The sequence below is a fragment of the Pantoea sp. genome, from assembly GCF_028283705.1.
Classification (GTDB): Bacteria; Pseudomonadota; Gammaproteobacteria; order Enterobacterales; family Enterobacteriaceae; genus Pantoea.
The window spans coordinates 423,542-447,574 of the sequence record NZ_JAPWKD010000034.1 but is presented as its reverse complement, the minus strand read 5'-3'; the positions used below and the strand labels follow the sequence as shown (position 1 = coordinate 447,574).

At 56.8% G+C, this 24,033-nt stretch carries 19 protein-coding genes; 5 read left to right on the top strand and 14 right to left on the bottom strand.

From position 1 onward, the window contains the following. Positions 1-129 precede the first annotated feature (129 nt). The 6 genes from PW844_RS28845 to PW844_RS28820 form a co-directional block, all read right to left on the bottom strand. Positions 130-1,536, bottom strand: a complete 1,407-nt coding sequence (locus tag PW844_RS28845; protein ID WP_299460155.1) for an efflux transporter outer membrane subunit — start codon at positions 1,534-1,536, stop codon at positions 130-132. Next, positions 1,526-4,660: an efflux RND transporter permease subunit gene (locus PW844_RS28840; RefSeq protein ID WP_299460153.1), complete on the bottom strand. Its 3,135-nt coding sequence runs from the start codon at positions 4,658-4,660 to the stop codon at positions 1,526-1,528. The genes PW844_RS28845 and PW844_RS28840 overlap by 11 nt, the downstream gene beginning before the upstream one ends. A gap of 9 nt (positions 4,661-4,669) precedes the next feature. After that, positions 4,670-5,806, bottom strand: a complete 1,137-nt coding sequence (locus PW844_RS28835; protein WP_299460150.1) for an efflux RND transporter periplasmic adaptor subunit — start codon at positions 5,804-5,806, stop codon at positions 4,670-4,672. Between the two features lie 291 nt (positions 5,807-6,097). Next, positions 6,098-6,286, bottom strand: a complete 189-nt coding sequence (locus tag PW844_RS28830) for a toxin-antitoxin system HicB family antitoxin (RefSeq protein ID WP_299460147.1) — start codon at positions 6,284-6,286, stop codon at positions 6,098-6,100. Between the two features lie 424 nt (positions 6,287-6,710). Then, positions 6,711-8,441, bottom strand: a complete 1,731-nt coding sequence (locus tag PW844_RS28825; RefSeq protein ID WP_299460145.1) for a penicillin-binding transpeptidase domain-containing protein — start codon at positions 8,439-8,441, stop codon at positions 6,711-6,713. A gap of 275 nt (positions 8,442-8,716) precedes the next feature. After that, entirely contained in the window at positions 8,717-10,990 is a 2,274-nt protein-coding gene (locus PW844_RS28820; RefSeq protein ID WP_299460142.1) for a molybdopterin-dependent oxidoreductase, read from the bottom strand. A 195-nt stretch (positions 10,991-11,185) separates the two neighbouring features. Here PW844_RS28820 and galR point away from each other — a divergent pair, with 195 nt between their 5' ends. After that, entirely contained in the window at positions 11,186-12,187 is a 1,002-nt protein-coding gene (gene galR / locus PW844_RS28815) for an HTH-type transcriptional regulator GalR (protein ID WP_299460139.1), read from the top strand. 166 nt (positions 12,188-12,353) lie between these two features. Beyond that, positions 12,354-13,877, top strand: a complete 1,524-nt coding sequence (locus PW844_RS28810; RefSeq protein WP_299460136.1) for a methyl-accepting chemotaxis protein — start codon at positions 12,354-12,356, stop codon at positions 13,875-13,877. A gap of 46 nt (positions 13,878-13,923) precedes the next feature. Here PW844_RS28810 and PW844_RS28805 read toward each other — a convergent pair whose 3' ends face one another. From PW844_RS28805 to PW844_RS28785, 5 genes are all read right to left on the bottom strand, one after another. Beyond that, on the bottom strand, positions 13,924-14,373 hold the full coding sequence (locus PW844_RS28805) for a GNAT family N-acetyltransferase (RefSeq protein ID WP_299460133.1): 450 nt from the start codon (positions 14,371-14,373) through the stop codon (positions 13,924-13,926). Next, on the bottom strand, positions 14,373-15,146 hold the full coding sequence (locus PW844_RS28800; protein WP_084878568.1) for an FCD domain-containing protein: 774 nt from the start codon (positions 15,144-15,146) through the stop codon (positions 14,373-14,375). Before PW844_RS28800 ends, PW844_RS28805 begins: the two co-directional genes overlap by 1 nt. Positions 15,147-15,225: 79 nt before the next feature. Continuing rightward, on the bottom strand, positions 15,226-15,543 hold the full coding sequence (locus tag PW844_RS28795; RefSeq protein WP_084876532.1) for a PTS sugar transporter subunit IIB: 318 nt from the start codon (positions 15,541-15,543) through the stop codon (positions 15,226-15,228). Positions 15,544-15,553: 10 nt separating this feature from the next. Next, a complete protein-coding gene (locus PW844_RS28790) occupies positions 15,554-16,981 on the bottom strand; it encodes a glycoside hydrolase family 1 protein (RefSeq protein WP_299460128.1) in 1,428 nt (475 codons plus the stop codon). Positions 16,982-16,990: 9 nt separating this feature from the next. Continuing rightward, on the bottom strand, positions 16,991-18,325 hold the full coding sequence (locus PW844_RS28785) for a PTS transporter subunit EIIC (protein WP_299460125.1): 1,335 nt from the start codon (positions 18,323-18,325) through the stop codon (positions 16,991-16,993). Positions 18,326-18,504: 179 nt separating this feature from the next. On the opposite strand from PW844_RS28785, the gene PW844_RS28780 reads away from it, so the two are divergent. Then, on the top strand, positions 18,505-18,816 hold the full coding sequence (locus tag PW844_RS28780) for a PTS lactose/cellobiose transporter subunit IIA (RefSeq protein WP_299460122.1): 312 nt from the start codon (positions 18,505-18,507) through the stop codon (positions 18,814-18,816). A gap of 39 nt (positions 18,817-18,855) precedes the next feature. On the opposite strand, the gene lysA is transcribed toward PW844_RS28780, so the two are convergent. Further along, positions 18,856-20,109 carry a diaminopimelate decarboxylase gene (lysA, locus tag PW844_RS28775; protein WP_299460119.1) on the bottom strand — a complete coding sequence of 418 codons (1,254 nt, stop codon included), beginning with the start codon at positions 20,107-20,109 and terminating at the stop codon, positions 18,856-18,858. A 110-nt stretch (positions 20,110-20,219) separates the two neighbouring features. On the opposite strand from lysA, the gene PW844_RS28770 reads away from it, so the two are divergent. Beyond that, complete coding sequence (locus PW844_RS28770) at positions 20,220-21,140, top strand: LysR family transcriptional regulator (RefSeq protein WP_299460117.1); 921 nt, start codon at positions 20,220-20,222, stop codon at positions 21,138-21,140. Here PW844_RS28770 and PW844_RS28765 read toward each other — a convergent pair. Further along, positions 21,137-22,300, bottom strand: a complete 1,164-nt coding sequence (locus PW844_RS28765; RefSeq protein ID WP_299460114.1) for an MFS transporter — start codon at positions 22,298-22,300, stop codon at positions 21,137-21,139. The two genes, PW844_RS28770 and PW844_RS28765, sit on opposite strands and share 4 nt — an antisense overlap. A 384-nt stretch (positions 22,301-22,684) precedes the next feature. On the opposite strand from PW844_RS28765, the gene PW844_RS28760 reads away from it, so the two are divergent. Then, positions 22,685-23,311 (top strand): serine protease, encoded by a 627-nt coding sequence (locus PW844_RS28760; protein ID WP_299460111.1) that lies wholly within the window; start codon positions 22,685-22,687, stop codon positions 23,309-23,311. Positions 23,312-23,360: 49 nt separating this feature from the next. Here the strand turns inward: PW844_RS28760 and PW844_RS28755 are convergent, their stop codons facing one another. After that, positions 23,361-24,032 carry an urea carboxylase-associated family protein gene (locus tag PW844_RS28755; RefSeq protein ID WP_299460108.1) on the bottom strand — a complete coding sequence of 224 codons (672 nt, stop codon included), beginning with the start codon at positions 24,030-24,032 and terminating at the stop codon, positions 23,361-23,363. Position 24,033: the final 1 nt, after the last annotated feature.

The following is a 24,033-nucleotide window of genomic DNA, read 5'->3' as shown; positions in this document are numbered from 1 at the left end:
GTCTCAGATAAATGGAAAATCCCCTGAAAAACAGGGGATTATTTCAAAGGTAAATCATTACTGCGCGTATTATCGGCTGAAATACATATTTTATTCCATGCTCAAACCGTAAGGGTATCGTTAAGATCCTCAGGATTTCCAGCCGCCGCCGAGTGCCTTGTACAACGTGATTTTCTGGCTTAACTGGCCCAGATGCGCGCTAATCAGCGTTTGTTGTGCGCTGTAAAGAGAACGTTGAGCCACTAACACATTGAGATAATTATCAACGCCCTGCTTATACCGCAATTCAGAATAGTCGTAGTCGCGCTGATTCGCACCTACCTCTTTTTGCAGGGCCGTCATTTGATCCTGCCAGGTGTCCTGACCGGCCAGCGCATCGTTCACTTCTTTAAACGCGGTCTGGATCGCTTTCTCATAGTTGGCGATCTCAATGCGTTTTTCGATATGGGCGATGTTCAGGTTAGCCTCGTTTTTGCCGCCGTCAAAAATCGGCAGGTTAATCGAGGGGACAAACGACCAGGCACCGGTACCGCCACCCAGCAGGCTGCCAAGCGAGCTACTGGTGGAGCCACCGGATGCCGTCAGCGTAATGCTCGGGAAGAAGGCCGCGCGCGCTGCACCGATATTGGCATTAGCGGCTTTCAGCGTATGTTCGGCAGCCATCACATCCGGACGGCGCGTCAGCAAATCTGACGGCAATCCGGCTGGTGTGGCCGGGAACTGCCAGTTGGCATCCAGCGACGCATGGGACAGCAGCGACACCGGCAGATCGGTGCCCACCAGCAGACGCAGCGCATCCACATCCTGGCGTACCTGACGGGTGTAGCTGGCGACATCCGCCTCGGCCGCACGCACCGTGCTTTCTGCTTCGGCCAGGTCCTGGTCGCTGCTGACGCCACCGTCATAGCTCATTTTGGTCAGCCGGTACGAATCCTGCTGGCTCTGGGCGGTGTGCTGCGCCAGATGCAGCAGATCGTTATCTGAACACAGGGTCAGCCAGGCAGTGGCCACTTCCGAAATCAGCGAGATCCGGGTGGCACGCTCGGTTGCTGCGGTCGAGAGATAGGTTTCCTGCGCCTGATCGCGCAGGCTGCGCAACCGGCCAAAGAAATCCAGTTCCCATGAGGTGACGCCCAGACCGGCGTTCAGCTCGTGGTAAGTGATCGGACCGGTGGTTTTGGTGTTGTACAGATTGCCCGGCTCATGAGCCGAGGTCTGGCTGGCCGTGGCGTCAATTGACGGCATCAGCGCAGCGCGCTGCACCGTGACATCGTTACGCGCCTCTTCGACATTGAGGGCCGCGACGCGCAGGTCGCGGTTGTTATCGAGTGAAAGCTGGATCAGATTACGCATCGTGGCATCGGTGAAAAAATTCTGCCACGGCAAATCCGCCACATTGCCCACTGCGGTGGGCTGATCGTAATGGGCATCCACCGGCATCGCCGGGCGCTGATAATGCGGCTCCATGGTGCAGCCGGTTAAGCCCAGGGCAGCGGCCAGCGGCAGCAGCGCCCAGTTAAAGGTTTTAGTTATCATGCTGCACCCCCTCTGCGGATGCGTTTTTCTTACGCGCGAAGAACTGCGACACCACCACGTAGAACATCGGCACAAAGAAGATGGCGAGGAAGGTCGCGGTAATCATCCCGCCAGCCACCGCCGTACCGATGGAGTGCTGGCTACCCGCGCCCGCACCGTTAGAGATGGTGAGCGGCAGCACGCCGAGGATAAAGGCCATTGACGTCATGATGATCGGGCGGATACGCAGCCTGGCTGCCTCCACCGCCGCTTCCACCAGGCTCTTGCCTTCCCGCTCGTGCAGTTCCTTCGCAAATTCAACAATCAGGATGGCGTTCTTCGCCGCCAGCCCGACGGTGGTTAATAGCCCTACCTGGAAGAACACATCGTTCTGCAAGCCACGCAGCAACACCGCGCAGATGGTGCCCAGCACGCCAAGCGGCACCACCAGAATCACCGAGAACGGAATCGACCAGCTTTCGTACAGCGCCGCCAGGCACAGGAACACCACCAGAATCGAGATGGCATACAGCTGAGTGGTCTGGTTGCCTGATGCCTGCTCCTCATAAGAGATGCCGTACCACTGCACGCGGAAACCGCTCGGCAGCTGCTTCGCCAGCTCCTCAACCGCTGTCATCGCTTCACCGGTACTTTTACCCGGAGCCGGGGAGCCGAGGATCTCTTCCGCCGTCAGGCCGTTAAAGCGTTCGAAATGCGGCGAGCCATACACCCATTTACCGGAGGCAAAGGCGGAGAATGGAACCATGGTGCCGCTGGTGTTGCGGAAGTACCATTTATTGAGGTCAGACGGCGTCACGCGGGAATCCGCTTTCCCCATCAGGTACACCTCTTTGACACGGCCGTTGTACATGAACTGGTCGATATAGCTGGAGCCCCAGGCCACCGACAAGGTGTTGTTGATATCGGTCATGCTCAGGCCGAGCGCGCTGGCTTTCTCGTCATTAATCTCCAGTTGATACTGCGGCTCATCTTCCAGGCCATTCATGCGTACCTGAGCCAGACGCGGGTCTTTGTTCGCCAGGGCAATTAACTGATGCGTGGCATCCATCATCTGCTGATGGGTGTGCGCACCGGTATCCTGCAAATAGAGGTCAAAGCCGGTGGCATTACCCAGCTCCATCACCGCAGGCGGCACCATGGCAAAGATTTTGGCGTTTTTGTAATTGGCGAAATGCGCCATTACCCGGTTGGCCAAATCCTGTACGCTCTGGCCACTATGGGTTCGTTCCCCCCAGTCTTTCAGACGCACAAACGCCATGGCGTTACTCTGACCGCGACCGGCAAAGTTAAAGCCCGCCACGCCAAAGGTGGTGGTGACCACGGAAGCTTCGTTCTTTTGCAGGTAATCATTCAGGTCGTTGATCACCTGCTGGGTACGCTGCGACGAGGCGTTTACCGGCAGGGTCATCTGCACCATCATCAGGCCCTGGTCTTCATTGGGCAGGAAGGTGGTCGGTACGCGGGTAAACAGAAAGCCCGTTACCCCGACAATCACCAGATACACCACCATAAACAGCCCGCGCCGTGAGATGACTTTACTCACGCCGCGGGTGTAGTGCATCGCACCGCTATCAAACTTGCGGTTAAACCAACCGGCAAACCCGGTGGTTTTGTGCTCGGCCGAACTGGCTTTCAGCAGGGTGGCGCACAGCGCCGGGGTGAAGATCAGCGCCATAATCACCGACAGCGCCATCGCTGACACAATGGTGATTGAGAACTGACGATAGATAACCCCGGTTGATCCAGCGAAGAAAGCCATCGGCAGCAGTACCGCCGACAGCACCAGCGCGATACCAAACAGCGCGCCCTGGATTTGCTGCATCGATTTGATGGTGGCGGTTTTCGGATCGAGCCGTTCTTCGTGCATCACACGCTCGACGTTCTCCACCACTACGATGGCATCATCCACCAATAGCCCTATCGCCAGCACCATCCCGAACATCGTCAGGGTGTTGATGCTGTAGCCGAAGGCCGCAAGGATACCGAAAGTACCCAGCAGCACCACCGGCACCACCAGCGTGGTGATCATGGTCGCGCGCAGGTTTTGCAGGAAGATAAGCATCACGAAGAACACCAGAACCACGGCTTCGATCAGCGTTTTCACCACTTCTTCAATCGACGCGCTCACCACCGGTGAGGTGTCGTAGGGATAGGTGACTTCCACGTTATCCGGCAGCGACTCTTTCAAATCGGCAATCGTCTGACGGACCGCTTTCGCGGTGTTCAGCTCGTTGGCACCGGTTGCCAGACGCAACGCGATACCTGCCGCCGGTTTGCCGTTGAGCGTGGCGTCAATGCCGTAGCTTTGTGGCCCCAGTGCTACCGACGCCACATCTTTCAGGCGCACCTGAGAGCCATCGCTGTTCACTTTCAGCAGTACGTTCTCAAACTGCTTCACCGTGGTGAAACGGGTTTTGCCAAGTACCGTTGCCTGGGTTTTTGCGCCCTGAATGGTCGGCAGACCGCCCAGCGAACCGGAAGACACCTGCACGTTCTGATTATCAATCGCGGTGCTGACATCGCTCGGCATCAGGTTGTATTTGTACAATTTGGCGGGATCGAGCCAGATACGCATGGCGTATTCGGAACCCAGCACCATAAAGTCACCGACACCTGGGGTACGTGAAATCGGGTCTTCCAGTTTGGAGACCAGCATATCCGCGAGGTCACCGTTGGTCAGCTTGCCGTCTTTCGAAATCAGGCCAACCACCATCATGAAGTTTTTCTGGTACTTACGGATGCGGATACCCTGCTGGGTCACATCGGTCGGTAATTGCGACTCCGCCAGAGAAACGCGGTCCTGCACCTGTACCTGCGCAATATCCGGGTTAATCCCCTGGTTGAAGGTGGCGATGATCTGCGCACTACCGTCGGATGCACTGCTGGATTCGAGGTAACGCAGACCGTCCAGGCCGTTAAGTTGCTGTTCAATCACCTGCACCACGGTGTTTTGCGTGGTTTCGGCACTGGCACCGGGATAGGTGACGGAAATCGACACCGCCGGGGGTGAGATATCGGGGTATTGGTTAACCGGCAGTTTGAGCGTCGCAATCGCCCCTACCAGCATCACAATGATCGCGATCACCCACGCAAATATCGGGCGTTCAATAAAAAACTTAGACATTACGCCCCCTTATTGTGCCGCAGCATCAGTCATGGAGAGGCTGACGGCATTGGCGGCAGGCGTGTCATTGGTATCGGCCGCCGTGGTGGTCACTTTGACGCCGCTGCGTACACTTTGCAGATTGTTTACCACCACCTTCTCGCCCTCTTTCAGGCCTCCGGTAACCAGCCACTCCCCTTTGATCATCTCGCCGGTGCTGATGCTGCGCTGCTCAATGGTGTTATCGCTTTTCACCACATAGACGTAAGGCTGGCCTTTGGTGTCATGCATGATGGATTCCTGCGGCACCAGGATGCCCTGCTGCTGGACGCCCTGCGGGAAGCTGGCGTGCACATACATCCCCGGCAGTAACTCATCTTTCGGGTTCGGGAACACCGCGCGCAGCACCACGGTGCCGGTGGCGGTATCCACATTCACTTCCGAGAAGGCCAGTTTGCCCTGCGCGCCATAATGGCTGCCATCTTCCAGCGAGAGGCCCACGGCGGCAGTGTTATCGTCGATCTTCGCGATCTTGCCGTCAGCCAGCGCGCGGCGCAGGTGCAGCAGATCGGTTGACGACTGATTCACATCGACATAGATGGGATCAAGCTGGGTAATGGTGGCGAGATAATCGGTTTGCCCGTCAGTGACCAGCGCACCGGCGGTGTAAATCGAACGGCTGATATGACCGGAGATCGGTGCTTTCACCAGGGTGTAGTCGAGATTCACTTTGGCGGTTTCCACATCGGCTTTCGCTTCGCGCTCGGCCGCCACCGCATCATCGTAGGTTTGCTGGCTGATGGCGTGGGCGGCCGCCAGTGGCTGATAGCGTTTCGCCAGCATGGCATCGTTTTGCCAGGTCGCCATGGCTTTGTCATAAGAGGCTTTATACGTGGCCGGGTCGATTTGATACAACGGCTGACCCTCTTTCACTTCTCCCCCTTCGGTGAAAAGTATTTTTTGGATCACACCGCTGACCTGCGGACGCACCTGAGCGGTTCTTACCGCCGTGGTGCGGCCAGGCAGTTGCGTCACCAGCGTGACAGGCTCAGTTTTCAGGGTGACGACGCCGACTTGCGGCGTCGCAGACGCGGCGGGTGTAGCTCCGCCCTGATCACAGGCTGCCAGTAAAAACACGACGCTGGCAGAAAGAAGTTTCAGGCGCATAGTTTTTCTCAACAAGATGGGTAAAAGTAATGAGAATGATTACTCTCAAGGAAAGTCATTGTAGGCAGGGTGCAACTACACAGCTGTTAAGGTTGCGTAAAACATATTTTCGAAACGAAAATGGTAAACCTTTCGTGCGATAAATCGCTGTGTTTTTTAGCTTTTTGCGGGTTTTCGGCCTTGTGAAAAGGCTTAAGCGCGATAAATCGCGCCGCTACGGTAACTGCGTTGGTTAGCGCCACTGCTAAACTTTGCACCCACATATGTAGCGGCGCGATTTATCGCGCGTCGTTAACCTTTCGGTTCTATCCCGCGACGGCGTAGCTCACGCCGTGCCAAATCCTTTAACCAGTAAGACAAGGTCACGTTGTCATCATCGGTTAGCGCGCGTAACTGATCATGCAATTCCGGATGAATACGTAGCTGAAATGCCGCCGAGCGGCCTTCGCCTTTTGGCGTTCGGTCTTTGATTTTTGGCATAGGGTTTCGACTCAACGGAAAGAAGTTATTCGCCCCTTACCTGCGCTACCAACACAGTAAGGGGCTGGCGGACCTTGATGGAATGCGACATCGCAGTGCGTTGTGGCATACGTTACACGACGAGATATTTTTTTGTTGGCGGGGGAACGTTAAGGGATAGATAAGAGGTGTGAGCGATTTAGCATTGCCTGACCATCATGATTTGGCTCTGAATCGCAGGCAAAAAAAACCCACGCATCTGCGTGGGTCGGTGCAACAGAACAGGGTGAGCAGCGTGAGCTGCCGTTCTTCACACCCATCAATACCTCTGGGACTTTCATCCTCGCATCAACGGTGTGCTGACGACAGCGGGAAAACGCAACGGAATTAGGGGAAATGCAACGAGGTGTGAAAACTTCACCACCTCGTTTACATCATGATTTCGTTAAGATTTATCGGGTGCTGGTTTGCTGTAGATGGCGTCGGGCGCGATATTCATATGTTTCAGCACTGGCCCCATAATGTTGCCGAAGACCGGAGCCGCCACCGAACCACCAAAGTGGTCACCGGCGGTCGGATGGTTGATCATCACCACCAGCGCCACTTCCGGATGGCTGGCGGGTGCGATGCCTGCGGTGTAGTTGACGTAACCGCCATCATATTTACCGCTGCTGCCCATCTTCTCTGCGGTACCGGTTTTGGTCGCCAGCCGGTAACCCGGCACGGCGGCTTTCACCCCGGTTCCCCCTGGCAATACGTCGCTCTCCAGCATATGCACCACGGTTTGCACGATTTGCGGATCGGCCACCTGTTTACCCAGCACCGGTGGCGTCACCTTGGTGATCGACAGCGGGCGATAGATGCCATACGACCCCAGCGTGGCGTATTCACGCGCAATTTGCAGCGGCGTGACGCGCAGGCCGTAACCAAAGGCAAAGGTCGCGCGTTCGATATCCGCCCAACGCTCACGATGCAGCGGGAAGTAACCGACGCTTTCGCCGGTCAGCCCTAATCCGGTGGGTTTGCCGAGACCAAAGGCCTGATAGGTATTCACCAGCGCCTCAGCAGGCATCGCCAGCGCAATATGGGAGACCCCGATGTCGCTCGACTTCTGCAAAATGCCGGTCATGGTCAGACGCGGCCAGTGGCCAACGTCACGGATCAGGTGACCGTTAACCGAATAAGGCGTGGTATCGATCACTGAATCCGGTCGCACCAGATGGCGCTCCAGCCCTTCCATCACCACCAGCGGTTTCACCGTGGAGCCGGGTTCGTAGCTGTCGTTTATCGCCGTGTTGCGCATCTGCGCGGGGGTCGCGCCATCATAGTTATTCGGGTTGAACGACGGGTAAGACGCCATCGCCAGAATTTCGCCGGTATCGATTTTCACCAGTACCGCCGCGCCGGAGTCGGCTTTGTTCAGCAGCACGCCATCGCGCAGTTTGCTGTACAACGTGTACTGGTCAAATTTATCGATGCTAAGCTGCACCGTGGGTGGCTGTTGCGGTGGCTGGTAATCAATCATCGAGATGATATTGCCGTTTTTGTCCTGGCGATAAACCTCTTTACCCTCTTCGCCCTGCAACAAGCGGTCAAAACCTTTTTCCAGCCCATTCAGCCCATTGTTATCCGCTCCGACGATACCAATCAATGGCGCAGCAGCTTCACTCATCGGATAGAAACGGCTGTCGTCATACACCGAGCTGATGCCTTTCAGGCGCAGCGCCGCGATATCTTTGGCGATGCTTAACTCAATTTTACGCCCGAGGTACAGGAAGCGTTTTTTCGGGTTGGCGACAATCTGCTGCGCCAGCTGATCCGGCCGCATATTCAGCGCATTAGCCAGATAGGCCCACTTGGCGCTGGTAAAATCGGGGTTACTTTCCAGTACCCGCATCGGGTCGGCAATGATATCGCGGGATGGGACGCTGAGCGCCAGCGCTTCGCCGTCACGGTCCAGCAGAGTGCCACGATTAGTTGGCAACGTGACGGTACGCAGCGAACGCTGATCCGCTTCGTGTTCCAGCATCGGATGATTAATCAGCTGTAAATCAGCGACGCGTGCCAGTAACAGCCCCATACAACCGAGCACACCTAAACAAATCAGGCGAAAACGAAACGGATTGAATGGGGCCTGGATCTGGTCTTTTCCCAGAAGTTTTTTTATTCGGGCCATGGTATTACCACTGCAATTAAAAAGTAAAACGGGGGCTATCGCAGCAGTTATAAAGAAAGGCGAGGCGGGATAACAGGAAAACTGTGTTTCAGTTCGTTAGCGTGGGCCGCAGACAAAAAAAACCTGCGCATCTGCGCAGGTCGGTGTAATCAAGAAAACTTTTTGATGTTCACCCATCAATACCTCTGGGACCCTGACTGTAGCAAGGCGCAGAGACGGGATTCCATCTCTCAAACGCAACAGTTACCCGCAAAATGTAACCAGCGATGAGATTCTTACTGGATTGTGCAAACCTCATGTTTTTTGATTTCCACCAGGCAACTCATGGCGTTCGGCCCCTGAGTTAACGACGAGGTACCGATATCCAGCGTCAGCACATTGGGGTTGCCTGCGCGGTCCCACGGCTGCCAGGCGCGGCCAAAACCAGGGTCAAACCAGGCTCCGGTGGAGATAATTACCACGCCCGGCGTCAGGCCATCGGTGAGGCGAACCCCGGCCAGCATTCGGCCACGCGCGTTGCTGACGTCGATCTCATCACCATCGACAATCCCGCGCGCCGCCGCGTCCTGCGGGTGCATATATAGCGTTTCGCGTCCGGCGGTTTTGTTAGCCTGTACCGTGGCGGTGGCATCCAGCTGGCTATGCAGGCGATCGGATGGCTGAATTGAAATCATATGCAGCGGGAACTGCTCACTGAGCGCCGCCCCCAGCCACTCCTGCGGCTCGCGCCATTCCGGGTGACCGGCAAAATCATCCAGTTGATAATCGGCGATGGTCTGGCAGAAAAGTTCGATTTTACCGCTGGCGGTTTGAATCGGATGGGTAACCGGGTTGGCGCGGAATTCATCCATAAATACGTAAGGTGCCCCCCCTTCTGGAATTTCCACGAAGCCGCGCTGCCAGAATTCACCGAACTCCGGGAAGTGAATCCCTTTGCGCGCATGGGCCACCGCGCATTGCTGATACAGATGCTCGATCCACTGCATCTCGTTGCGTCCTTCGGTGAAGACATCACGATAGCCGAGGCGGTCAGCGAGATCGGCAAAGATATCGAAGTCATTACGCGCCTGATGCTGCGGTTTAATCGCCTGATGCATCGCCAGCACAAAACGGTCACGCGAGGAGCCGCCAATATCGTTGCGCTCCAGCGTGGTGGTGGCAGGCAAAACGATATCCGCCATCTGCGCCGCAGGCGTCCAGACGATATCCTGCACCACCACGGTATCCGGGCGCTGCCAGCCTTCAACCAGGCGATTCAGCTGCTGATGGTGATGGAACGGGTTGCCACCGGCCCAGTGCACCAGATGAATATCCGGATAATGCAGCGTCTCGCCCTGGAAGCGATAAGGCTGCCCCGGGTTGAGCAGCATATCGCTGATACGCGCCACCGGAATCGACAGGCCAGACGGATTAGGGCCGGTGCTCATCAGCGGTGCCGGACCTTCCTGACGCGGATTGCCAACGCTGTTCATCGAGCCATGACCGAACGAGAAGCCGCCACCCGGCAAACCGGGCTGGCCCAGCATCGACGACAACGCAATCATCATCCAGTACGGCTGCTCGCCACGATGAGCGCGCTGTACCGAATAAGAACAGGTAATAAAGCTGCGTTTGCCGATCAGCTGTTGCGCCAGCAATGCAATACGCGCCGCCGGAATGCCGGTAATCTGGCTGGCCCACTCCGGGGTTTTCGCCACGCCGTCGCTTTCGCCCAGCAGATAGGCGCGCAGCTGCGGCCAGCCGGTACAGTGGCTGGCAAGAAAGGCCTCATCCACCGCCTGACGCCGGGTGATTTCGAACCCGAGCGCCAGCATCAGCGCCACATCGGTATTGGGCCGAATCGGAATCCACTCTGCGTTGACGAACGCCGGACAATCATCACGCATCGGGCTGATGTTAATGATTGGCGTACCTTTAGCGGTCAGCTGCTCCAGCGCCGGTTTCAGGCTGTGCTGCCCGGCCCCGCCGGACGCCACCTGGGCATTTTTCAGCGCCAGCCCGCCAAAAGCGACAAAAATCTCCGCATGTTCCACCACGTCCGGCCAGTCAGTGACGCGACCGGTCAGCGGCATATAGGTACCAATCACATAAGGTAAAAAGAACTGCGCTGCACCCCAGCTGTAGTTGCCCTGCTGGTCAACCCCGCCACCGCCCTGAAAATAGAAGCGACGAATCAGGGTACGTGCATGGTTTACCCGCCCGGCTGATGACCAGCCATAAGAACCGTTAAAAATGCCGGAAGCACCGTAACGTTCGCGCACCCGGCGATTTTCCTCCGCCACCAGGTCCAGCGCGGTATCCCAGTCCACCGCGACAAAATCTTCACGGCCACGCAGGGTACGATCGCTGTTCTCGCGTGATTTCAGCCACGAACGGCGCACCATCGGCTGGCGAATACGTTTATCCGAATAAACCAGTTCGGGAATGGTATTCAGCATCGGCGAAGGATCGGCATCCGCGAAGAAAGGTTCGCAGCCAGTCAGGCGATCATGCTCCGTTACGGCGGTAAAAGCGCCCCAATGCGCCAGGTGTGGCACGCGTGTTTTCATGGTTATGGTCCGGCAGGCAGGTGTTGTTAGTTCTGGCAGCATAACATGCGGGGCGTATCGGGCTAAAGCCTGGCCGCGACCGTCTGATTTTCCGCACTTTTGCGACAGCGCTGGCATTCTGCCGGGTTGCGACGCTGGGTGATTTCCGTAACACTGGTGGCATGTGTAAACGTTTTCCCGGAAGCAGGTTAACGAATGGCTACCATTAAGGATGTTGCCAGAATGGCTGGGGTCTCGGTCGCGACCGTATCCCGCGTGATTAATAATTCCCCCAAGGCCAGCGAGAACTCACGCCTCGCCGTCACCATGGCAATGGAGCAGTTGCAGTATCACCCGAACGCCAACGCACGCGCGCTGGCACAGCAATCCACCGAGACCCTCGGCCTGGTGGTCGGCGATGTTTCCGACCCGTTTTTCGGCGCGATGGTGAAAGCGGTTGATGAAGTGGCGGGTCAGACCGGTAACTTTTTGCTGATTGGTAACGGTTACCATAATGAGCAAAAAGAGCGTCAGGCGATTGAGCAACTGATGCGCCATCGTTGCGATGCGCTGGTGGTGCATGCCAAAAAAATCCCGGACGCGGATCTGGAAGTGCTGATGAAGCAGGTGCCAGGGATGGTGCTGCTCAACCGGCTGCTGAAAGGGTTTGAATCACGCTGCATCGCGCTGGACGACCGCTACGGAGCGTGGCTGGCAACACGTCATCTGATCCAGCAGGGCCACACGCAAATCGCCTTTATCTGCTCCACCCACACCATTTCGGATGCCGAAGATCGCCTGCAAGGCTATTACGATGCGCTGAAGGAACACGGCTTGCCGAGCAACGACCGGCTGGTTGCCTGGGGCGAACCGGATGAAGTAGGCGGCGAGCAGGCAATGACCGAGCTGCTTGGCCGCGGCAAACAGTTCACGGCGGTGGCTTGTTATAACGATTCTATGGCCGCAGGCGCACTGGCAGTGATGAGCGACAACGGCATCCGCGTACCGGAAGAGATGTCGCTGATTGGTTTCGATGATGTGCTGGTGTCGCGCTACGTCCGTCCGCGTCTGACCACGGTACGCTACCCGATTGTCACCATGGCGCAGCAGGCCGCGCAGCTAGCCTTAGCGCTGGCCAATGATACGCCGATGCCGGAAGTGACTAACATGTTCAGCCCGACGCTGGTGCGACGCCATTCCGTCAGCGGACCTGGTTAAATTTTGTCGTTATCCGTAAGGGCGATGCAAATCGCCCTGGGTATTCGTCACAAATTTGGAACACAGAAGTAAAAAAACATTAAACCTCTTTAACGTCTCTGCCGATACCTGCCGGACACCCTTCTGGCCGTGCCAGCCAGGATCGACTGAACATCAAGGAGGACTTATGAGTATTTCCCGACGTCTGCTTCTGGCATTAGCGTTTATTACTGCCGTAATCGTGGCGCAGGGAACCCTGGCGATTGCTTTTATCAGCGGCTTTCAGGACCGCTTCGAAAACGTGCAAAGCCGTGCTATTCCCTCGATCAAACTCCTTAGCGAACTCACGGATCACAGCCAGCAGCTGTATCTGACCTTGTATCAATATCAAAACAGCAAAAGCGCAGCCGCTGAAGCGCAGATAACACAACAAATCGCGCAGATTCGCGACCAGCAAAATGCGTATCAAAACGACCATATCGCCAGTGATAAAGACGCTGGGATGGCGCAGCAGGCGAGCGACACCCTCAAGGTGATCAGCGACCGTCTGCCCGCATTCCTGGCCGCAGTGAAAGCCAATGCCCCGAGCCAGCTGGAGAACGCGGGCGGCATGGGCAGCGCGCTCCAGACGCTGATTGCCGATTATCGCCAGCAAATGGCGCTCAACATGACAATTGGCGACCAACTGCGGGCCACCAACCGCACCATTTTTCATTTTGTCAGCTGGGCAACCGTAGCGGGGATCACCGTCGCGGTGCTGATGATTGTGGTATTCGCGCTGCTGACCATTAAGCACATCCGCCGCAGCCTGAACAACATCTCGACGATTATGGCGCAGGCAACTGAGCATCTCGATCTCACGGTGGCGGCTGACGAAAGCCGCAACGATGAAGTGAGCAGAATGGCCGGTTACTTTAATAAGCTGATGCGCCATATTTCAAAATCTCTGACAGCGGTGAACACCGCAGCCGGGTCGGTGAGCAGCGCTTCAACGCAAATCGCTGCCGGTAATGAAGATCTCTCGGCACGTACCGAGCAACAGGCCGCCTCGCTGGAGCAGACCGCTGCCAGCATGACCGAGCTGAGTGAAACTGTGCGCCAGACCGCCGACCACACGCGCGATGCGACCCGACTGGCGGATAATGCCAGCACGCTGTCGCGCCAGAGTACCGCATCGCTGGATACCATGCTCAGCACCATGAACGACATCCATTTAAGTGCGTTAAAAGTTAAAGATATTACCGGCCTGATTGAAGGCATTGCGTTTCAGACCAATATCCTGGCATTAAATGCCGCCGTCGAAGCCGCGCGTGCCGGGGAACATGGCAAAGGCTTTGCCGTGGTGGCCGGAGAAGTACGCAACCTGTCCCATCGCTCCACTACCGCCGCACGGGAAATTAAAACGCTGATTGAAGCCTCAGCCAATTTGATTGAGTCCGGCGCGCAGCAGGCGGCGCAGGTGGGCGACAGCATTCAGTCGGTCAATGAAGTGATTACGCAGGTCAATAGCCTGGTGAGTGAAATCGCCACCGCCGCCGCAGAGCAAAGCCAGGGGATTAACCAGGTGCATCGGGCGATTGATCAAATGGATGATGTGACGCAGCAGAATGCGGCGCTGGTGGAGCAGGCGTCGGCGGCGTCTCAGTCGTTGCAGGAACAGGCGGAGCATGTTTCACGGCTGGTCGGCGCGTTTCGTTTACATCGCGCCTGACACGCACAATCATCTCCAGGGTCGGCATTCATGCCGACCGGGTCAGTTAAAGTGCCCGCTGATACACCCTTACCACCGTATCCGGGTACTCCAGCGCTTCCTCCGCGAACTTCCAGCCAAAACGCTCGTAATATCCGGCAAAGGTGGACCACAACCACAGCCGGTCATAGCCGCGCTCGCGGGCATAGTCGATAACATGCTGTTGCAGCGCCTGGCTGACGCCTTGCCCGCGCGCATCTTCTTCGATAAACAACGCCGCCAGCCAGGGATAGAGATCCTGGCGGCTGATCAAATCGCAGCGCCAGAACCCCACCGTTCCCAGCGGCCTGCCCCCATCCAGCGCCACAAAGGTCACCGGAAAATCAGCCCCTTTCAGGCTGCTTTTTACAATGCTGGCATAAAACTCACGCGGGGTACCTTCACCAAATTCCCGCCACAACCAATCGGTAATCTGTGAGGCGAAATGAGGCACTTCCTGGAGTGGCAGAATCTGCATTACATTAATTTCCCCTGAAAAATAGGCACTGATTCAAACAGATAACCGTCAAAATCCGGCGCATCCGCATCAGAGAGTTCCAGCAGGGTATTTTTCACATTTTCCAGATGTTGCCACATCGCCTGCCAGGCCCCCATCACGTCACGGCGACGCAACGCTGCGAGGATGGTTTGATGGTCGCCCAACCACTTGAGGCGATATGCGCGGGTTTCAAACTGCGGGCGCAGCTGCTGCCACAGCGGGCTGGCTTCATGATGACGCCAGACGCTGGTGACGGTATCCAGCAGCATCTGATTTTGTGTCGCCCCCGCCAGCAACAGATGAAACAGCTTATCGTTATCCTGGCTGCTGTCGTTGAGCGCGATGGCACGTTGCTCCTGCTCCAGGGTGCGGCGCAGGTTTTCAATATCGGCTTTGGTCGCCATTTTGGCCGCGAAGGCGGCGATGTTGCTCTCCAGCAACTGGCGTGCCTGAAGCATTTCGAAAGGGCCAACATCGCTGCGGAAAAAAGCTTCTTCCGCATCATCACTGTCCGAAGGGATACGCATTACGTAAACGCCCGAGCCTTGACGAATATCGACCGTCCCTTCCAGCTCCAGCATCAGTAAGGCTTCACGCACGATAGTACGACTCACGCCCCAGGTTTCCGCCAACTGACGCTCCGGTGGCAGGCGCGAACCTACCGGGTAATGCCCATCAATGATTTGCTGGCGCAGATGCTGCCCAATTTCCTGATACTGCTTTTTCTCTTGTGGCGCTTCGGCTTTTTCCACGCTGTCACCCTTATGCTTCATGGCGCACAAGGTTCCAGCTGCTTCCATTGCGCGCCGGAACCTGTCTGCTATCTGGGCGCTAGTGTACCAAAGCCAGCGCCTGATCGAGTACCTTTGCACCATTCAGCGTGCCGTAAGCCAGAGTATCGATCACCGCAATCGGCAGCTGATAACTGTCGGTGAGCTTTTTGTTTTCCTCTAGCTTAAAACGCACCTGCGGCCCCAGCAGCACCACCGCCACCTCGTGGCCGTAGTTTTGTAACTCTTCGCGCAGGTTTTGCTCCGGGATAGCGTAGATCTGGTACTCAAGACCGCGCGCCGCCGCCTCTTTTTCCATCCGGGTAACCACCATTGAGGTAGACATGCCTGCCGCACAGGCCAGTACGATTCGTTTCATGTTGGCATCCTTATTTCACTTCATCATTAATATTCAGCGTCAGTTGCTGACTATCACGCAGCTGACGAAACCAATGCGCTGACTTTTTCATCCGGCGCTGACGATGGTTATCCAGGTCGATTTCGATTAATCCGTAGCGATTTTTAAACGCATTCATCGGCGAGACGTTATCGGTGAAGGCCCACAGCATGTAGCCCTGGCAATGGCAGCCCGCCGCCTGCGCGCGCAGCGCCTGATGCAGATGTTCGGCAATAAAATTGATGCGGTAATCGTCCTGAATAACGCCCTGCGCATCCTTAAAACGCGCTTCGTTTTCAATGCCCATGCCGCTTTCCGCCACAAACCACGGCAGGTTGCCGTATTCCTGTTTCATGCGTTGCGCCATGTCGTAGATGATGCGCGGCTGAATTTCCCAGCCCCGCGAGGTATTCATTCGTCGGCCTGGCAGGTCAAAATGTTCGTAGTAGTACGCCGGATGAAACGGTGTCTCAGGGTGCCAGGCACGGGACGGGGCCTTCACCCGATGCGGGTAATAAAGATTCAGGCCCACCTCATCAACGGTGTTGGCTGCGATAATCGCCAGTTCTTCCGCCGTCACCTCCCACCTGATCTGATGCTTTTCCAGCAGTTGCAGCAGTTCGGCGGGATATTCCCCTTTGATTGCCGGGTCGAGAAACACCCGGTTATAGAACAGGTCATACATGCTGGCCGCTTTCACATCATGCGCGGCGGTTGAGCGGGGATACGTGACTTCCGGATTAAGGATGGTGCCAACCGTTCCGGCATAGCCCTGCTGACGAAACAGCTGCACCACCTTTGCCGTCGCCAGATTTTTATGATGATTCCACTGCATCCACTTATGGGTGTTCTGCTCATAAGGCCAGCGCAACGCATCCAGATAGACGCGTGTCTGCACCACAATCGGCTCGTTGAAAACAAACCAGCGCGTCACTTTTGCGGCGTAACGGGTGAAGACCTGCGCGGCATAGCGGGTGAACAGCTCCACCACATGCTTCGATTGCCAGCCGCCATATTGTTCCAGCAACTGCGCTGGCAACTCGTAATGTTCGAGGCACAGCATCAGCTCAATACCGTTGCGGTGCAGCTCATCAATCAGCTGGTCGTAATACGCCGCGTACTCCTCATCCACCACGGCGTTTTCGTAATCGGTGAGGAAGCGCGACCAGTTAATCGAGGTGCGATAGTGCGTCAGGCCCGCTGCTTTCATCAGCGCCACATCTTCGCGGAATCGGTTAATAAAATCCGTCGCCACCGCCGGGCCGTAGCCGTTGTGCCACACATCACGATCATGGGTATACCAGGCGTCCAGATATGAATCCTGCCCCGGTTTTTTGCCGCTCCAGCCCTCGGTTTGCCATGCTGAAGCCGCCGCGCCGAGAATAAAGCCGTCCGGTAGCGGGATATGATGGGTACTCATGCTTGCTCCTTAGTTTTGCGCCAGTTCCGGTTGCAGGTTTTTCGCCTCTGCCGCTTCGGCACGACGCGCCGCCACTTTGACGAATGGCAGGTAGATCAACACCGACACGCCGATGCAGATGATTTGAGTGACCACTGCGCCCATCGATCCCGCCGTGGACAGCCAGGCATTGATAATCGGTGGCGTGGTCCAGGGCACCATGACCACCGCTTTCCCGGCAAAGCCCATTACCGTAGCGAAGTAGCCAATCGAACCGGTCACCAGCGGGGTGATGATGAAGGGAATAGCAAGGATCGGGTTGAGCATGATCGGCATACCAAAAATCACCGGCTCATTGATGTTAAACAGGCCGGGGCCGAGGGATAACTTGGCAATCTCGCGCATCTCTTTGCGTTTGGTTGCCAGCATTACCGCGGTCAGCAGGCCAATGGTCAGCCCGGAGCCGCCAATACTCATATACACATCCCAGAACGGCATGGTGATGATATTCGGCACCTCTTTGCCCTGCTCGAAGGCGTTCATATTCACCAGAATCGCCCCCAGCAGCAGCGGTTCACGAATCGGTTTCACCATCTGATTGCCATGAATGCCGATCACCCAGAACAGCTGGGCGACAAACATCAGCAGCAGAATGCCCCACAGGCTCTGCACCACCGATTCCAGCGGCTGCTGCACCACTTTGTAGACCGCGTCATACAGATACATGCCAGTCAGCTGGTGGAAGATAAAGCCGAAGGTGGCAACCAGCGTCACGGTGATAATCGACGGGATCAGCGCCGAGAAAGAGGCGGAAACGTTAGGCGGCACGGTGTCCGGCATTTTGATTTTCAGCCGCTCGACATGCTCCAGCCGACAGTAAATCTCCACCGAAAGGATGGCGATAAACATGCCGAGAAACAGGCTTTTGGTATCGGAGAACTGCTTCGCCAGCACATCGGTGACCAGATGCATCTGACCATCGACCAGCATCTGCAAGGTGGTCGGCGTAACGGAGATAAAGCAGATAATCGCCAGCAGGCCGGGAAACAACGTTTTTATGCCGTTGATCCGCCCGAGCTCGATACCAATCAGAAATACCGCGCCAATGTTGAGAAAACTCAGGGTGGCGTAGTTGATGCTGCTGGTAATCGGTTTCAGATCGGCGAGAAACGCCAGCATCGGAAAGCTGGCGAGACCATTTTTCGCATCGAGCACCATATTGGAGATCAACACCGAAAATGCGCCAACGATGATCACCGGCATCAGCGTAATGAAGGAGGCTTTAATCGCCATGATGTAGCGGTAGCTATTGAAACGCGTGGCAAAGCTACCCAGAGAATCGATAAGACGGTCCTGTAGAGACATGGGTCAACCCTCGGTGGTTTGGATGAAGCATTCCTGTGTTGTGCGTCAGCTTCCCTGTTGTGGCATACCAAAATGACGATCATTGCGAGTTATTTCTGTGATCATGTTCGCGGAAACTCTTTTTGGTATTCCGGTAGCATCAAAAACGTGAATTTGGCATACCAATAAGTGAGGCGAGTATGGATTTTGAACAAACGATGATGGAACTGCTGATTAATGCGGGAGAAGCACGATCTCAGGCGATGATGGCGATCCAGCAGTCGCGCAAAAAAGACTGGGACGGAGCAGAGGCGGCATTACGCGCATCGGACGAAGCGGCCAAGGCCGCGCATAAGATTCAGACCGCGTTAATTGGGGCCGATGAAGGTTGCGGCAAAGTGCCGGTGACCCTGATTCTGGTGCACGCGCAGGATCATTTGATGACCGCAATGCTGTGCCGCGATCTGGCAGAGGAAATGGTTCTACTGCGCAAAGAACTGCACAATATGTAGCGGCGCGATAAATCGCGCCGCTACGGAACATGGCGGGGCTTACAGCTCCAGTGCCAGCAGCTCCTGGATGGTCTGCGCGCGGCGAATCTCGCGCGCGCTGCCGTTTTCAAACAACACTTCCGGGATCAGCGGACGGCTATTGTAATTGGATGACATCGATGCGCCATAAGCGCCGGTATCGTGGAATACCAGATAATCACCGACCTCGGCCGCCGGTAAGTCGCGGGTTTCCACCTTGCCGCCTTCCAGCTGGGTAAAGACATCGCCCGATTCGCACAGCGGACCGGCTACCACGCTCGCCACCGTCTGGCTTTCATCCACCGCGCGGCCATCAGCAGGCAACAGGGAGATATGGTGATAGCTGCCGTACATCGCCGGACGCATCAGATCACTGAAGCCCGCATCCACCAGCACAAAGTGACGGCTACCCATATCTTTCACCGCACGGACCTGTGAAACCAGCACGCCGGATTCTGCCACCAGGAAACGGCCCGGTTCGATTTCCAGTTTCACCGCATGCCCCAGGTGCGCCGCGATACGTTCACGCGCGCCGTTCCACAGGCCGTAGTAATGATCCGTATCGATCGCTTCTTCACCGAAGCGGTAAGGGATCGACAAGCCGCCACCGGCAGAGATCGCTTCCAGATCCTGACCAAACGCCGCCACCTGATCGACCATCGCGTCGCACACCTGCTGCAGATGACCGTAATCCACGCCAGAACCGATATGCATATGCAGACCCACCAGACGCAGGCCATGCTGCTGGATCGCCGCCAGCGCCTGCGGCAGATCGCTGTGCCAGATACCGTGCTTGCTGTTCTCGCCGCCGGTGTTGGTTTTCTGGCTGTGGCCATGGCCAAAGCCAGGGTTGATACGCAGCCACACCGCATGGCCCTTTGATACCGCCCCGAGTTGATGCAGCATATCCACTGAACCGGCGTTCACCGGCACTTTCAGCTCGGCAATACGCGCCAGCGTGGGTTGATCGAACACGTCAGCGGTGAACACGATATCTTCGCCACCCGGCTGATAACCGGCAACCAGCGCACGCTCAATCTCTCCCAGTGAGACGGAATCCACCTTCACGCCCGCCGCGCGCATCAGGCGCAGAATATGAATATTCGAGCAGGCTTTCTGGGCGAAGCGCACCACGTCGAACTGGCTCAGCTGCGCAATGCGCTGCTGGATGACGCTGGCATCATAAGCCCAGAACGGGCCGGCATAGCGCTGCGCCAGTGGCAGCAAATTGGCGGCAGTCAGCGCCGTGACGGTGTTATTCAATGGACGTGGCATAGCAATTCTCCTGTGACGTTAAGGCTATTTAGCCACAGCCCATCCATGCAGAAAAATATCTGTTTTACTGGCAGCTATGCAAATATGATATGGATTGCGACGGAGGCTGTATGGCAAAAATTAACTGGCGACATATCGAAATTTTCCACGCGGTGATGACCAGCGGCAACCTGACCCAGGCGGCCACGCTGCTGCATACCTCACAGCCTACCGTCAGCCGCGAACTGGCACGGCTGGAACAGCAGCTCGGGCTGCAACTGTTTGAGCGGGTACGTGGCCGCTTACAACCCACGGTGCAAGGGCTGCGCCTGTTCGAAGAGGTGCAGCGCTCGTGGTACGGGCTGGATCGCATCATGGATGCCGCCGAAGGTTTACGTCAGTTCCGCCAGGGCGAACTCTCCATCGCCTGCCTGCCGGTGTTTTCTCAATCGCTGCTGCCACCGCTGTGTCAGCCATTTTTGCAGCGTTATCCGCAGGTCAGCATGAACATCATTCCGCAGGAGTCACCGCTGCTGGAGGAGTGGCTGTCGGCGCAGCGTTACGATCTGGGGCTGACGGAAACCCAGCATGCCCCGGCAGGCACCGAGCGTGTTGCGCTGCTGACCTGCGATGAAGTGTGTGTGCTGCCGCCCCAGCATCCGCTGTGCCAGCGTGCGGTGCTGACGCCGCAGGATTTCCACGGGCAAAACTACGTCAGCCTGTCACGCAGTGACAGCTATCGTCAGTTACTGGATACGTTGTTTCATGAGCAAGGGGTGGAACGACGACTGGTGCTGGAGACGCATAGCGCGGCGTCGGTGTGCGCGATGGTGCGCGCCGGGGTGGGGATTTCGATCGTGAATCCGCTGACGGCGCTGGATTACGCCGACAGCGGTGTGGTGATGCGCCGGTTCAGCATTGCGGTGCCATTTACCATCAGCCTGGTACGCCCGCAACACCGTCCGGCGTCTGCGCTGGTGGATCACTTCTGCGACCATCTGCAACAGCAGGTCGCCGCGTTCCCTCAGCGCATTGCCGAGCGGCTGGCTTAAGCGCGCACCGCCTCGCCCTGCCCACCTGATTTACGGAAGGTCATCAGGCAGACCACCAGGCCCACCACCGCCAGCGCCGCAGCGGCCACCGGTACCGAGGTCAGGCCGTAGCCTCTGTCGATCACCGCGCCACCGACCCAGGCTCCCAGTGCATTGCCGACGTTAAACGCGGAAATGTTCAGGGTTGATACCAGGTTTGGCGCGTCTTTACCGTGGCGTACCACGTTGATTTGCAACCCCGGTACGGTGGCGAAGGTCGCCATCGCCCACAGGAACAGGGTGATCTCTGCCAGCCACAGTGCATGGCTGGTCCAGCTGAACAGCAGCGAGAACACCGCAATCAGTGAGAAGCTGAGGATCAGGCTGAAAGAAACTTTCCAGTCAGCCAGCTTGCCGCCAAGAATGTTACCCACCGTCAGACCCGCACCAATCAGGAACAACGTCCAGCTGACGCCGCGATCGCTGATACCGGTGACCTGCAACAGCAGCGGCGCGATATAGCTGAACAGCGCAAACATTGCCGCCGCAAAAAACACCGTCATCAGCAGCGACAGCCACAGTTTGCCGTTCGCCAGCGCGCTGACTTCACTCGCCAGATGCACCGGCTTCTCGTCTTTGTTAGTAGGCAGGCTGACGATCAACGCGATAAAGGCGAGGATGCCGATAATCGCCACCCCCCAGAAGGTAGCGCGCCAGCCAAACATCTGACCAAACCAGGTGCCCAGCGGCACGCCGAGCACGTTCGCCAGCGTCAGACCGGTGAACATCAACGCCACTGCCGATGCCTGACGGCTCGGGGCTACCAGGCTGGCCGCCACCACGGAACCGATGCCGAAAAACGCACCGTGACACAGCGCGGTGACAATGCGTGCCAGCATCAGCAGATTGTAGCTGTAGGCCAGCGCACACAAGACATTGCCGACGATGAAGATACACATCAGCAGAACCAGGGTACGTTTACGCGGCAGTTTTGCTGTCAGCAGCGCCATAATCGGGGCACCGATGGCGACGCCCAACGCATAGCCACTGATCAGCCATCCCGCAGAAGGAATCGACACTTGCAGATCACCCGCCACTTCCGGCAGTAATCCCATGATGACAAATTCCGTGGTGCCGATGGCGAACGCACTCAGCGCCAGCGCCAGTAATGCAACAGGCATAACACACTCTCCCAATAACGATAATTTATGCAGGCAGGCCGTTCCACGAACGCGGAACGGTGATAGCAGACGCTTATTAATTTTTGATCTGCGTCACAACGCGTATTAAAGCATAGCCACTTTCCGCCATACACCCCGCATGCCGCAAGGTTATTTTGCCGCTGCCGCAATAATCGTTCACCGCTCACGCAGAGAGCGGATCTGTACCCCTTCGGTGTTTTCTCATTCCTGAAACAGAACGATTTTTTCACGCTACTCTTGAAGACGGGTTGTGATCACCGTCGCATTTCGACGGGGAATCAATCCTTAAAGGAAATTTCCGCGTTGCCGATACCCCAATGGATTGCCTGGTAATGTCTCGTCATTCTTCAAAGGGGAGAGCGTATGCGATGGCTCATAGCCGTAACGATTGGCTGTCTGAGTGGCTGCTCGGTCGGGCACTACGAGTACAGTAAAGAGGCGCAAAAGCGCGTCGATATGACCTTCACCGGCATTCCTACCGTGCTGGGTGTCGGTGCGCTCGGCTCAGTGATTCCCCTGACTCCCGAGTACAGCCTGACGGCCGCGCATGTGGCGAAATACTCGATGTATCGGGTGAAGGCCTGGCACCCCGAATGCGATCTTGCCGTGGTGTACCACAAAAACAGCGAGTCCGATCTCCCGCCGCACTTTCGTAATGGGCGAATTGGCGACAACATCAATCTCTATGGCTACAGCTTTATCAGCGCGATGCCGGTGGCCTCCACCGGTCAGAACCTGATCAATACCACGCTGGCGAATGACTGGAACAAACCCAGCTGCGTGGTGGTGGCCGCCAATGCGGGCGTGGTGAAGGGCATGTCCGGTGGTGCGGTGTATAACGCCAGCGACAACACCTTAGCCGGGGTGATCGTCGGCTACAGCAGCCGGATCAACGATAACCACAGCGGTAAAACCCTGTACAAGGATGTGGCGCTGTATATCCCTTATGCGCGCTTCCAGAAGTGGCTGGATGGGGTGATGAAATCGTAATTGCGCGATAAATCGCGCAATTACGATTCAGTGCAAGCAGTTTAACCTGTTATGCCGGCACCCACGGCCCCTGTAATGTCACCTGCGAAAACCCGTCGGTGAGAATTCGCAGCTCAGCGTCGCGCGGGGTGTTATCGCCCTGCCCCTGGATGCTGACGATATCCTGCGGACAGGCCGAGAACGCCACAAAGCAATCCATCTCAGCGCGCAGCACGATGTAATCGCCCGGTTTAGTGACCACCGGCAACGTCTTCAGGGTGATGCCATCACTTTGCACCTGGATGTTCATAAAGATATTGAACGACGCCAGATTGCCGTGCGGCAGTTGCACGCCCAGCTCCGCCAGCCCTTCGTGCAGGTTATCGTGGCAGTTGCGGTGCGGCTCGGTGCAGCCCAGCAGTTCATAGCGACGTGCATCACAGGCCGCCATAAAAGTATCGTGCACCCCAGGCGAGGTATCCGCCACCAGCGTCAGAATCGGGTGGCGCTGGCTGGTAATAAAACTATCGCCCACCTTTGGATTGAGGCGCTGGTTCCAGACGCGTGTCGCCTCCATACACATATATTCACTGACGTCATCCGCGTTGTAGGCCCAGCAATCCACCACCTGGGTACCGTGCAGGTTAATCACCTGCACCGCTTCGCCCTTATTAAGACGCACCGCTTTACCGTAGCGCGCCGGAATGGTCATGGTTGCACGATGCTGATATTCAGCCGACATG